The organism is Neobacillus camarae (assembly GCF_054950115.1).
Map to the genome: position 1 here is coordinate 1003364 of NZ_JBUCKX010000001.1, position 13188 is coordinate 1016551.

Sequence of the window (13188 nt, forward strand, 5' to 3'; positions counted from 1 at the left end):
GGGGAAATAAGATGGCAAAGTACACACGTGAAGATATTCAACGCTTGGCAAGTGAAGAAAATGTAAAATTTATCCGTCTTCAATTCACCGACATCCTGGGAACCATTAAAAACGTGGAGATTCCAATCAGCCAATTAGAAAAAGCGCTCGATAACAAAATGATGTTCGATGGTTCCTCTATCGAAGGATTTGTTCGGATTGAAGAGTCTGACATGTACTTATTTCCAGACTTGGATACATGGGTCGTCTTCCCATGGACAGCTGAAAAAGGAAAAGTGGCCCGTTTAATTTGTGATATCTATAATTCAGATGGCACTCCATTTGATGGGGACCCTCGCAACAACTTAAGAAGAGTATTAAAAGAAATGGAAGAGCTTGGTTTTACCAACTTCAATCTTGGACCGGAACCAGAATTCTTCTTATTCAAATTAGATCAGAATGGCGAACCAACCCTTGAACTGAACGACCAAGGCGGATACTTTGACCTTGCTCCAACTGACCTTGGGGAAAACTGCCGCCGTGACATCGTGCTTGAACTTGAAGAGATGGGCTTTGAAATCGAAGCATCTCACCATGAGGTTGCTCCTGGCCAGCACGAAATTGACTTCAAATATGCCGATGCGCTAACTGCTTGCGACCAAATCCAAACGTTCAAGCTGGTTGTAAAAACGATTGCCCGTAAGCATGGCTTGCATGCAACCTTTATGCCAAAACCATTGTTTGGCGTGAACGGATCTGGAATGCACTGCAACCTGTCTCTATTCAAAGATGGTCAAAATGCATTCTTTGAACCAACTGGTGATCTTCAGTTGAGTGATACTGCTCGTCAATTCATTGCAGGTGTCCTTAAGCATGCACCAAACTTTACAGCAGTTACGAACCCAACTGTAAACTCATATAAGCGTCTGGTTCCTGGATATGAAGCACCTTGTTATGTGGCTTGGTCAGCTAGAAACCGTTCACCATTAATTCGTATCCCAGCATCCCGCGGATTGAGCACTCGTGTTGAAGTGCGCAGTGTTGACCCAGCAGCTAACCCATATCTTGCTATGGCAGTGCTTTTAAAAGCAGGTCTTGATGGAATTAAAAATAAATTAACTCCTCCTGCACCAGTTGACCGTAATATTTATGTGATGAGCAAGGAAGAAAGAATCGAAGAAGGCATCATTGATCTTCCTGCAACATTAGCGGCCGCTTTGGATAGCTTAAAATCTGACGAGGTCATCGTTTCTGGCCTTGGCGAGCATATCTTCGAACACTTTGTGGAAGCTAAAGAAATTGAGTGGGATATGTTCCGCACAGTAGTACACCCTTGGGAACGCGAACAATACATGAGCATGTATTAATCTGAGGAAAGAATTTGATATATCTGCAAGACACCCAGTTTCATGCAACTGGGTGTTTTGTTTTTTCGAAGAAAAATGCCGGCAGTTTTACTGCCAGCATTTTTATGTATATATGATCAATTTCCAGTCTAAAACCAGGCGGCACGTTCACGCTGCAGCCGAAAGGACAATTGACTTTAATGAATTTGTCTATACACTCCAATTACCTTCCCAAGAATGGACACATTTTTTAAAATAATTGGATCCATAGTGGAGTTTTCAGGCTGGAGACGGATATAATCTTTTTCTTTAAAGAACCTTTTGCAAGTCGCTTCATCATCTTCTGTCATCGCAACAACAATATCCCCATTATTAGCCGTCTGCTGCTGCTTTACAATCACATAGTCACCATCCAGAATGCCGGCCTCAATCATACTTTCACCCATAATTTCCAGCATGAAGACTTGTTCATCAGAGGGTACTAGTCTTTCAGGTAATGGAAAATACTCTTCTATATTTTCAATGGCTGTGATAGGCAAACCGGCGGTAACCTTTCCTACCACAGGGACGTTTACCGCTTGGTTCCTAGGAATATGAGCCGCTTCATCCGCTTCTAATATTTCTATGGCTCTTGGCTTGGTAGGGTCGCGCCGGATCAATCCCTTGCTTTCTAATCTAGCAAGATGACCATGTACGGTTGAACTGGAGGCAAGCCCGACTGCTTCCCCGATTTCCCGAACGGAAGGAGGGTATCCCTTACTTTTAACCTCGTCTTTTATAAAATTCAAAATATCCTGCTGCCGCTTTGATATTTTTACCATGATAAATTGCACCTCGCCTGGTTAATGTTGTCTTTATTATAGCATGTTCGTTATTTTTATACAAACATAAGTTCGAATATGTGTTGACAACAAACAAACGTTCGGATTATACTTAAGGTAATAAGTGCGAACGTATATTCTATAAGAGGTGTTTGTGATGAAAAAAATATGGATCCAATACTCATATGCTATCATTCTTCTATTTATCAGCTGTGCTTTTGCCCTTATCTATACCATTCAACACAGTCCGGACACTAATCAAGACCCGTACACGAAGATTACGGTTTCCGAAGGAGATTCGCTTTGGAAGATTTCACAAGCCTATGCAGGTCAGCACTCCATGTCGAATAAAGAATTCGTTAATTGGGTGAAAAAGCACAATAAACAAATCGATGATAACATTTATCCTGGCGAAGAAATTATCATTCCTGTCAACAGCGAAGTTGGAACGGTAACGGAATACGCCGGAGCCGTGGAAGAGTAGGAAGGGAAACGATGAAAGCCATTATCTATTGCCGTGTCAGTACCAATAAAGAAACACAGGAAACTTCATTAAAACGTCAAGAGGAGGAACTGACCCGATTGGCTGCCCAGTATGATTTTGAAGTGGCCGCTGTAATAAAGGAAAAGGCCAGCGGTTATGATTTTGATAGAGATGGTATTCTTGAACTTTTAGAAGAAATCAAAAGTCCCGAGGTACAAGCAGTCCTCATCCAGGATGAAACCAGAATTGGCAGGGGAAATGCCAAAATCGCCATCCTTCATTGTATTATGAAAGAGGGTAAAAGAATTTATAGTATTGCTCACAACGGGGAATTGCAGCTGTCCGAATCTGATTCCATGGTATTGCAAATTGTCAGCATGGTGGAGGAATACCAGCGCAAACTACATAATGTAAAAATCAAGCGCGGCATGAAACGTGCAGTTCAGCAGGGGTATAAGCCTCAAAAAAACTTGAAAAATCTTGGGGAGAATTCCGGCCGCGATAAAATTGTTGTACCAGTAGAGGAAATTGCCAGATTGAGATCCAATGGTCTTACCTTCGCTGAAATCGCCGCCACTTTGAGAGGATTCGGCTACCCGATATCAAAGGCCACTGTCCATAGGAGATATCAAGAATATATTGAAAGCCAAATCGAGTAAACCTTCTGCCTTGTCAGAAGGTGTTTTTTTTAGTAAAATCAGTTCTCATGTAGAACTTAATGAAAGAAGGTGCATGCATGCTATCCAAAGAAAAACTGGCGAGAATCAATGAGTTGGCTAAAAAAGCGAAAACAACAGGCCTATCAGAAGCAGAAGCTAAAGAGCAATCCTCATTAAGAAGCGAATATCTAGCAGTTTTTCGTTCCCATATGTTAGATACGTTAACACATACCACCGTCATCGATCCAGAGGGAAACGATGTAACACCGGAAAAGATAAAACAAAGGAAAAAACAAAACCTACATTAAAGGAATACAAATTTGTATTCCTTTTTACATATCCTGAGACAATTTGAGGGAAATTATCAAACAAACTGACTTTATCGGCCATTTTATGCACAATTAGTTGAATAAATCACCACTGAACTATAATATTAATGTTGTTGGGTTAATTATCCTGTGAAAAAGAGAGGATGTAAGAAATGTTTAACACGATTGATGATTTATCTGTAACCACAATCCGTACATTGGCTATTGATGCGGTTGAGAAAGCGAACTCGGGTCATCCGGGGATGCCAATGGGAGCTGCACCAATGGCATATACATTATGGACAAGGTTTATGAACCATAACCCTAAGAATCCAAAATGGTTCAACCGGGATCGCTTTGTTTTATCCGCAGGACATGGTTCTGCTTTACTATACAGCATGCTGCATTTATCCGGATACAATCTTTCTATTGAAGACCTAAAACAATTCCGTCAATGGGGCAGCAAGACTCCAGGCCATCCTGAGTATAAACACACAGAAGGCGTTGAGGCCACTACAGGTCCACTGGGACAAGGAATTGCCATGGCAGTCGGAATGGCAATGGCTGAACGTCATCTTGCCAGCGTATATAATAAAGACAATTATGAAATTGTAAATCACTTTACATACAGCATTTGCGGCGACGGTGACTTAATGGAAGGTGTTTCTGCTGAGGCAGCTTCCTTAGCGGGACATTTACAATTAGGACGCTTGGTCGTTCTTTACGATTCCAATGACATTTCTTTAGACGGTGATTTAAACAAGTCCTTCTCCGAGAGTGTCCAAAACCGTTTCTTATCCTATGGGTGGCAATATCTTCGCGTTGAAGATGGCAACAATCTAGAGGAAATTTCAAAAGCTTTAGAAGAGGCCCGTACTGACCTTGAACATCCTGCCATCATTGAAGTAAGAACTACAATTGGCTTTGGTTCACCAAATCGCGCTGGCACTTCAGGAGTCCACGGAGCACCACTTGGAGCCGAAGAATTGAAGTTGACCAAAGAGACCTATCAATGGACATTTGAAGAAGACTTCCACGTTCCGGATGGGGTTTATGAAAACTTCAGTAAGCTTATTGGCGAAAACGGTGAGAAAAAAGAAAAAGAGTGGAATGATCAGTTCGCCCAATACAAAAATCAGTACCCTGAATTGGCCACTCAGTTGGAACAAGCCCTAAACAACCAGTTGCCTGAAGGCTGGGATCAAGACATTCCTGTGTATGCTGAAGGAAAAAGTTTAGCATCCCGTGCTTCCTCTGCAGAAGCATTAAATGGGATTGCCAAAAACCTGCCTATATTAATTGGTGGTTCTGCCGACCTTGCTGGTTCGAATAAAACCACGATTAAAGGAACAAAAGACTATATGCCTGGTTCTTATGAAGGCCGTAATATCTGGTTCGGTGTCCGGGAATTTGCTATGGGAGCAGCTATGAATGGGATTGCCCTTCACGGCGGGGTGAAAGTATTCGGTGGTACATTCTTTGTATTCTCAGATTATCTGCGTCCGGCGATTCGTTTAGCGGCTCTTATGGGACTTCCGGTTACCTATGTATTCACCCATGACAGTATTGCCGTTGGGGAAGACGGACCAACCCATGAGCCAATCGAACAGCTGGCTGCATTAAGAGCTATGCCGAATCTTTCCATCATTCGCCCTGCGGACGGAAATGAAACGGCAGCTGCTTGGAAACTTGCCATTGAATCGACTGACAAACCAACAGCATTAGTGTTAACTCGTCAAAACTTACCGACCTTAAAAGATACGGACCAAAACGCCTATGAAGGTGTGAAACGTGGAGCTTATGTCGTTTCACCGGCATCTAAAGAAACTCCGGATGCGCTATTATTGGCCTCAGGGTCTGAGGTAAGCCTTGCGGTTGAAGCGCAACAAGCGCTGGCTGGAGAAGGTATTGAAGTGTCCGTTGTCAGCATGCCTTCATGGGATAAATTTGAAGAACAATCACAGGAGTACAAACAATCTGTTCTTCCGAGAAATGTGAAAAAGCGCTTGGGAATCGAAGTAGGTGCATCCTTAGGCTGGCATAAATACACCGGTGATGAAGGTGATGTTTTAGCCATTGACAGATTTGGCGCCTCCGCACCTGGCGAAAAAATTATGAGTGAATACGGCTTTACAGTAGAAAATGTAGTTTCAAAAGTGAAAGCATTGCTTCAATAATAAGAGTTAGGGGACGGAATCTTCCGTCTCTTTTTTTTTGACCAAAAATATTAAAAAAATATGAAAATCTTCATATTTAAAAGGATATAGAGGTTTATCTATTGAATAAGTATAAAAAAGGACAGATTCACATCTTGACAATCGACAAAAAAAGTGAAAGTTTTTGCCGCTATAAGACAAATGTTTCCTGAACGATTTTTTATAATAGATAAAAGGGCATGTCAGCGAAGGAGAGGTCTGTGTGAGAAGATATCAGCTTTATTTAATAGAAGATGAATTTGCCACCCATTACTTCGGACGAGAGCGTATATTTTTTCAACTATTTCAGGAGCAACAACAGGCGCGCGGTGAACTTGAATATATAGTTAGCAAACAAATACATTACATAACCAAACGATTGGAAGTTTTGAAAATCCATCAATTGATTCAAAACCAATTAGGAAAATTATCCGGATTTAAAGCAGTCAATGGTGCATATACACTAGAATTAAGTGGAAAAATAAGTAGAGCAAAAGTAGAAGTGTTCCAAGAAATGATTACGATCGAAGCGAACGGGTCATTTGAGGCGGAGACCGCATTCTTCGAAGTGCTCCGAAAATGCGAATCTTCGTTCTTGGCGATTGACTTGGAACATGAGCGGTTTGGCTGGTTGAAACCGATTAAAGAAAGAAAATTTGTCTAATTACAATGAAATATTGTCTAATTGTGTTTTATTTAGTAAACTGATGTATGTTAGACAACATGAAGGAGGAAGTTTTAATGGGTATGTACATTCTAGTTGGTATACTCTGCTTGGCTGCAGGTATAGCGCTAGGATTTTTCATTGCTCGCCGTTATATGATGAGCTATTTAAAGAAAAATCCGCCAATCAATGAGCAAATGCTAAAAACAATGATGATGCAGATGGGCATGAAGCCTTCGCAAAAGAAAATCAATCAAATGATGAATGCGATGAACAAACAGCAATCAAAATAAGCCATATTTTGTAATCGTTTATTTTGTTGATTGACAGCTATTATACTCTATTCTTTCAAACCACCTATTCGTAAACGGAAAGGTGGTTTTTGTTTTAACTGTGGATCACTCATGACGGGGCGTCTTTTTTATTTTTTAAAATGTTTATTATTTTATAAAGATTTGTTAAAATGTAAATTTGACGGATAAAGATGGCAGTTGACTTCATAGGGTTCGGGGGCGTGTGAATGAAAGTATTTTTGGAATTAGGATGGTTTTTTAAACAAGAAAAAAAGGCATATATATCTGGTGTTTTAATCTTGTTATTTGTTGCATTGCTGCAATTGGTGCCGCCGAAGGTCATTGGTATTATAGCCGACCATATTCATGATGGCACTCTGACAAAAGGATTGCTGGCAGAATGGATGCTGGTGCTTGTTGTGGCGGGGCTGGCCATGTATGTCCTCCGGTATTATTGGCGAATTCGGATATTTGGTTCTGCCGTCAAGCTTAGCCAAATCTTACGGAATCAGTTATATCAGCATTTTACGAAAATGTCTCCTTCGTTTTATCAGAAAAACCGGATAGGGGATTTAATGGCACATGCCACTAACGACCTGTCGGCGATCCAGCAGACGGCAGGATCAGGAGTACTGACACTGGTTGATTCGTTATCGACAGGCGGTTTTGTCATTCTCGCGATGGCGTTTACGATCAGCTGGAAGTTGACGTTGATTTGCCTCATTCCGATGCCGCTGATGGCGATATTGACGAGCTGGTTCGGAACGATGCTGCATAAAAGTTTTTATAAGGCGCAGGAAGCTTTTTCCTCCCTAAATGATAAAACCCAGGAGAGTATCATGGGGATCAAGGTCATTAAAACATTTGGCCAAGAACAAGAGGATATTGAAGATTTCCGGAAACAATCAGAAGATGTAGTCAAGAAAAATATCGTGGTCGCGAAAATCGACTCCCTATATGATCCGACCATTTCGATCATAGTTGGCATTTCCTATTTTTTATCGATTATTTTCGGGGCGAAGTATGTCCTTAACGGGGAGTTGACGATTGGCCAACTAATCTCGTTTACTACTTATCTAGGATTATTGATTTGGCCAATGCTGGCATTTGGCTGGCTTTTCAACATTATGGAGCGGGGAAGCGCTTCCTATGATCGTGTTTCCGCCCTGTTAAGGGAGGAAGTGGAGATTTATGACACCGCCGATGCGATGGATAAGATACCTTGTGGAGATATTGAATACCATATTGCGGAGTATCACTATCCTGGTGAATCCCGTCCGGTCTTAAGTGATATTCAATTTTCATTAAAAAGGGGCCAGACTTTGGGGATTGTAGGAAAAACAGGAGCAGGGAAAACCACGTTGCTAAAACTGCTCATTCGGGAGTTTGAAGGCTATGACGGGCAGATCCTGTTTGGCGAACAGCCACTAAAGGCCTATAAGCTGGATCGATTGCGGGAAGCAGTAGGGTATGTTCCCCAGGACCATTTCTTATTTTCAGCAACGGTTGCTGAGAACATTGCTTTCACCAACCCGTCTGCCACCAAACAGGAAATCGAGAATGCTGCCAAACTGGCTAACATTCATGAGGATATCCTCCAATTTACCGAGGGGTATCAAACAGTCGTCGGGGAACGCGGGGTTGCTCTTTCCGGGGGTCAAAAGCAGCGAATTTCGATTGCAAGGGCATTGCTGATGAATCCGGAGGTCCTAATTCTGGATGACTCGTTATCTGCTGTGGATGCAAAAACCGAGGAAGCCATTTTATCTTCATTGAGGGGAAATCGCGAGGGGAAAACCACGATGATTACCTCCCATCGCTTAAGTGCCATTCAGCATGCCGACCTGATTTTAGTTCTAGAAGAAGGACGGATTATCGAGCGGGGCACACATGAGTCGCTAATGGGAACGGACGGATGGTATAAAGAAATGTATATGCACCAGCAGCTGGAAGAGCTGGTGGAACATGGAGGACAGTAGCATGGAAGAAAAAGCACAGCTGTCAAGCAGCCAACAAAGAAAGGTTTTATTCCGGCTTCTTTCTTACGCCAAACCCCATAAAAAAGAGATTAGCTTTGCCTTTTTGCTACTGTTGTTAACGACGATCGGAGATATCATTCTTCCGATATTGGTTAAGATTTTCATAGACGATTATTTGACTCCAAGAAAGCTAGAATTCACACCGTTGGTCATTCTTGGCTCCACCTATATGGGAATCCAAATTGTTAAAGCTATTCTCTTATTTTATCAGCTGGTGGCGTTTCAAAAAATTGCCCTGTATATCATCCAGCAGCTGCGGATTGATGTGTTTTCAAAAGTGCAGTCACTTGGTTTGAAATACTTTGATAAAACGCCGGCAGGTAGCATTGTATCCCGGGTGACCAATGATACGGAAGCGATAAAGGATATGTTTGTGACAGTGATCTCGACATTTATCCAAAGCGGCGTTTTTATAGCAGGCATTTTTATCAGTATGTTTATATTGGATGTAAAACTGGGCTTGTTTTGTGTGGTGATACTTCCGATCCTGGTGTTGGTGATGGTTTTATACCGTAAATTTAGTTCCAAGTACTATCTGGATATGCGGGAAAGGCTTAGCCAGTTAAACGCCAAGCTGAGTGAATCGCTTCAGGGAATGTCCATCATTCAGGTATTTCGTCAGGAAAAACGGCTTCGGGCGGAATTTGCCGCCATCAATGAAAAACATTACGATGCCGGCATGAAAAACATTAAAATCGATGCATTGCTGTTAAGGCCCGCGATTGACTTGATTTACATTTTCGGTTTAATCATTGTATTAATGTATTTCGGGATTACATCATTTGATACTTCGGTTAAGATTGGGGTCATTTATGCGTTTATCAATTATATCGACCGATTTTTTGAACCCGTGAACCAAATGATGATGCGGCTTTCTTTATACCAGCAGGCGATTGTGGCGGGGTCCCGCGTGTTTAAACTGTTGGATAATGATGGGCTGGCACCTGCACAGAAAGACGAGCGTCTTGCAATCAGGGACGGGAAAATCGAATTTAAAAACGTAAGCTTTTCCTATGACGGTAAACGGGAGGTGTTAAAAAATATTTCCTTTACCGCTAACCCCGGGGAAACGGTCGCATTGGTGGGCCATACTGGAAGCGGGAAGAGTTCTATCATCAACTTAATGATGCGCTTTTATGAGTTTGAACGCGGTGAAATTTTAATTGACGGGCAGTCCATTCGGAATTACTCCAAACAGGAGCTTAGAGAGAAATTAGGGCTGGTTCTGCAGGATCCATTCTTGTTTTATGGAACCGTTAAAGATAATATTCGTCTCCATCAAAAGGAGATAACGGATGAGCAAATCAAAGAGGCAGCCCAATTTGTCCAAGCGGATACGTTTATTGAGAAGCTGGAGGAGGGCTACAACCAGAAAGTGGTGGAAAGAGGCGCGACGTTTTCTAGCGGTCAACGGCAGCTGATTGCGTTTGCCCGAACCATTGCGGCCAATCCCAAAGTATTGGTATTGGATGAAGCAACCGCGAATATAGATACGGAAACAGAAGAGGCGATTCAAACAGCTCTGGCAAAAATGCGCAAGGGACGCACGACCATTGCGATTGCCCACCGGTTATCCACCATTCAGGATGCCGAATTAATCCTGGTCCTGCATCAAGGTGAAATTGTGGAACGTGGAACGCACCAAGAGCTTCTCTCACAACGGGGACTTTATCACAAGATGTATCTGCTTCAAAACGGTCTCTCCCAACACGTAGAAGATATGATTCTTTAATAGGAAAAAGCCTGGCGTTAAACCACCAGGCTTTTTTATTTAAGAAAGCACTCTTTCAGTATATTTTCGGTTATATTCATTGATCAGGTGATCGAGCTCTTGGCTATAGCGAATGGCCAAAGAGGAGGTAAAACCGTTACTGGTGGCGACTTTAATTAATTCGGTACGTTTTTTTTCAATTAAAGCTAGTAGATCCTGTTTGATCACGGCCGCTATCCTTTCCGGAAAATCTCCTAAGAGTCGGTATCTTACTGGTAGAATTTGTTTCTCCTAACAGGGAACTGTTTACTAGTATAACCTAAGATGTCAATTATTTCAAAGGCATTCATGGCAGAATTTCATGTAAAAAATGACAAGCAGTTAAAGCAAAATTGTCGTGATTTATTGCCTAGTGACACAAAATATTCATGCACATCAATATCCTTTCTGGGCTTGTTTTGTTAGAATGAAAGGGTATCGACATTGGTGGGAGTGTTATTATGGCAGATGTGAATTTCTTCTTGGCACTTGGAGCAGGCTTTTTAAGTTTTATTTCTCCATGCTGCTTGCCGCTTTATCCGGCGTTTTTATCATACATAACTGGTATGTCTGTGGGAGAATTAAAAAGTGATAATGCGATGCTGCAAAAGCGCAGTTTACTCCATACATTATTCTTTCTAATTGGCTTTTCCTTTATTTTCATTGCCATTGGCTTTAGCACTTCGTTTCTTGGAAGTTTCTTTCAGGAATATAAGGATTTGATTCGACAACTGGGCGGGATCTTCATTGTCCTGTTTGGTTTGATTATCGTCGGTGTGTTCCAGCCGAAGTTTATGATGAGGGACCGGCGCATTGAATTCAAACATCGGCCTTCGGGGTTCGTTGGCTCTTTGCTGATTGGAATGGCGTTTGCGGCGGGCTGGACACCGTGTACCGGTCCGATTTTGTCATCTGTCATCGTGCTAGCCGCATCCAATCCGGGATCCGGTGTTCTCTATATGACCGCTTATTCTTTAGGTTTCGCAGTTCCATTTTTCATATTATCGTTCTTTATCGGAAGGATGAAATGGATTAAGACTCATAGTCAAAAGATTGTGAAAATCGGTGGCTATATTATGATTGTCATGGGAGTCGTGCTATTCTTTGACTGGATGACAAAAATAATCCAGATTTTATCCCCATTATTTGGCGGGTTTACTGGATTTTAAATAACCATTTGGCATTAAAACCATTTAGGAGATCCCTACAATGGTTTTTCCTTTCATAATGGATGGGTTTTGCAGTTTATATATTTGGCAAGATTATTACAGTGGTTTTCGTTATTCAAATTGATTCTTTTGCGTTATAATGGGAAAGCGAATATTTTAATGGTAAGGGAAGATTAATCATGAGTTATGTTATTATATCTACCATTATTGCAGTTTTTATGGGCGTTTCGGTGATATTTGTGCGGTTGAAAGCTTCCAAAAAGCCAACCAACGCCAGAAAAATTATCATGCCACCGTTCTTTATGTCTACCGGTGCTTTCATGTATTTCATACCGCAGTTTCGATTAACACCGGCAGAAATCATTGAAGCGATTTTGCTGGGTATGTTTTTCTCCATCTTTTTAATTAAAACGTCTAAGTTCGAAATCCAAGGTGAAGATATCTATTTAAAACGTTCGAAAGCCTTTATTTTTATTTTGATTGGATTGTTAATCATCCGAGTGGCATTGAAATCTGTGTTAAGTGCCACAATCAATGTGGGACAGCTTAGCGGCATGTTCTTCCTGTTGGCGTTCAGCATGATTGTCCCATGGCGAGTGGCCATGTATCGAAACTATATGAAACTCCACAAGGAACTTAATGGTTTAAAATTAACTTAGTCTAAAGCACTGACCTAGTTTGGTCAGTGTTTTTTATATGAAAATAAAAAACCGCCTAAAAAGGCGGTTTAGAATAGATGCTCATATGGAGTGACATCGATTTGATTATCGAACAGTTTTTTACGCAAGAATTTATGGTCGCGTTTGGGCGTCGCTTGGATATAGCCCCGGATGACCAATTCCTCGCTGATGCGTGGTACCTTTTCCTTGATGGCCAGCTCACCGATTTTGCCGGCAATTTTATGACGGGCCACATCGCGGAACAATTCCGGAACAGGGCTGACTAAATCCTCAAGCAGCGCCTTCTCCACGTCGCCCCATAAATGGCGCGATTCATTGACATAATATTCTTCCCAATCCATGACGGATTTGCCGTCTTCTTTCGGCATTTTTTTTAGAAACTTACGGAACATAAAAAATCCGCCGATCCCCATCATCACGACTAGAAATACAACCCAGAACAGGATAAACCACAAAAACCAACCTTCAAGCTGCATACTCATTCACCTACAACCAATTTATACTTCTTTTATTATAGACGGTTTTTTGGCTTCAAGACAAGTAATTGTCACAATTCGATTAAATAGGAAAGAGCAACCTTTTAGGGAGAAGTTGTCGGAAAAGTGACAATAAGGCTGTTTCTATTGATTATTACTATTTTCCGTTGTAATATAGTGGTACAGAAATGCTAGTTCAAAATAATATTTACGGGGCTGAATGGGGTACTGGTGTCCTCCACAGTCTTCAAAACTGCTTGTGACCTGCGTGCCAGGTCAGGTGGGTTCGATTCCCACACAGTCCCGCCAACCTAGTTATAGCAAT

Annotated in this window: 14 protein-coding genes and 1 tRNA gene; 12 read left to right on the top strand and 3 right to left on the bottom strand. The window is 41.7% G+C overall.

The annotated features are described in order from the left end of the window. The first annotated feature begins 11 nt into the window (after nt 1-11). Nucleotides 12-1346 (top strand): type I glutamate--ammonia ligase, encoded by a 1335-nt coding sequence (gene glnA / locus ACY8D0_RS04825; protein ID WP_462409341.1) that lies wholly within the window; start codon nt 12-14, stop codon nt 1344-1346. A gap of 176 nt (nt 1347-1522) precedes the next feature. Here glnA and lexA read toward each other — a convergent pair whose 3' ends face one another. Continuing rightward, complete coding sequence (lexA, locus tag ACY8D0_RS04830; RefSeq protein WP_462409342.1) at nt 1523-2146, bottom strand: transcriptional repressor LexA; 624 nt, start codon at nt 2144-2146, stop codon at nt 1523-1525. A gap of 157 nt (nt 2147-2303) precedes the next feature. Between lexA and yneA the strand changes: the two genes are divergently transcribed. The 8 genes from yneA to ACY8D0_RS04870 all read left to right on the top strand — a co-directional run bounded on the left by yneA (nt 2304) and on the right by ACY8D0_RS04870 (nt 10520). Then, a complete protein-coding gene (gene yneA, locus ACY8D0_RS04835; RefSeq protein ID WP_462409343.1) occupies nt 2304-2630 on the top strand; it encodes a cell division suppressor protein YneA in 327 nt (108 codons plus the stop codon). Nucleotides 2631-2641: 11 nt separating this feature from the next. Then, entirely contained in the window at nt 2642-3289 is a 648-nt protein-coding gene (locus ACY8D0_RS04840) for a YneB family resolvase-like protein (protein ID WP_462409344.1), read from the top strand. Nucleotides 3290-3366: 77 nt separating this feature from the next. Next, on the top strand, nt 3367-3597 hold the full coding sequence (locus ACY8D0_RS04845) for a DUF896 domain-containing protein (RefSeq protein ID WP_462409345.1): 231 nt from the start codon (nt 3367-3369) through the stop codon (nt 3595-3597). 173 nt (nt 3598-3770) lie between these two features. Then, a complete protein-coding gene (gene tkt / locus ACY8D0_RS04850; protein ID WP_462409346.1) occupies nt 3771-5774 on the top strand; it encodes a transketolase in 2004 nt (667 codons plus the stop codon). A gap of 241 nt (nt 5775-6015) precedes the next feature. Beyond that, on the top strand, nt 6016-6456 hold the full coding sequence (gene sirA, locus ACY8D0_RS04855) for a sporulation inhibitor of replication protein SirA (RefSeq protein WP_462409347.1): 441 nt from the start codon (nt 6016-6018) through the stop codon (nt 6454-6456). A gap of 77 nt (nt 6457-6533) precedes the next feature. Next, nucleotides 6534-6749 (top strand): YneF family protein, encoded by a 216-nt coding sequence (locus ACY8D0_RS04860; RefSeq protein WP_042456629.1) that lies wholly within the window; start codon nt 6534-6536, stop codon nt 6747-6749. A gap of 227 nt (nt 6750-6976) precedes the next feature. After that, nucleotides 6977-8728, top strand: coding sequence for an ABC transporter transmembrane domain-containing protein (locus tag ACY8D0_RS04865; protein WP_462409348.1), 1752 nt, complete (start codon nt 6977-6979; stop codon nt 8726-8728). 1 nt (nt 8729) lies between these two features. Then, nucleotides 8730-10520: an ABC transporter ATP-binding protein gene (locus tag ACY8D0_RS04870; protein ID WP_462409349.1), complete on the top strand. Its 1791-nt coding sequence runs from the start codon at nt 8730-8732 to the stop codon at nt 10518-10520. A gap of 39 nt (nt 10521-10559) precedes the next feature. Here ACY8D0_RS04870 and ACY8D0_RS04875 read toward each other — a convergent pair whose 3' ends face one another. Next, nucleotides 10560-10727, bottom strand: coding sequence for a Spo0E family sporulation regulatory protein-aspartic acid phosphatase (locus ACY8D0_RS04875; RefSeq protein ID WP_462409350.1), 168 nt, complete (start codon nt 10725-10727; stop codon nt 10560-10562). A gap of 272 nt (nt 10728-10999) precedes the next feature. Between ACY8D0_RS04875 and ACY8D0_RS04880 the strand changes: the two genes are divergently transcribed. Then, complete coding sequence (locus ACY8D0_RS04880; protein WP_462409351.1) at nt 11000-11707, top strand: cytochrome c biogenesis CcdA family protein; 708 nt, start codon at nt 11000-11002, stop codon at nt 11705-11707. A gap of 179 nt (nt 11708-11886) precedes the next feature. After that, entirely contained in the window at nt 11887-12366 is a 480-nt protein-coding gene (locus tag ACY8D0_RS04885; protein WP_462409352.1) for a CcdC family protein, read from the top strand. A 68-nt stretch (nt 12367-12434) separates the two neighbouring features. Here the strand turns inward: ACY8D0_RS04885 and ACY8D0_RS04890 are convergent, their stop codons facing one another. After that, nucleotides 12435-12869: a DUF2621 domain-containing protein gene (locus tag ACY8D0_RS04890; protein ID WP_462409353.1), complete on the bottom strand. Its 435-nt coding sequence runs from the start codon at nt 12867-12869 to the stop codon at nt 12435-12437. 206 nt (nt 12870-13075) lie between these two features. Here ACY8D0_RS04890 and ACY8D0_RS04895 point away from each other — a divergent pair. Then, a tRNA-Sec gene (locus tag ACY8D0_RS04895) sits at nt 13076-13172 on the top strand. Nucleotides 13173-13188: the final 16 nt, after the last annotated feature.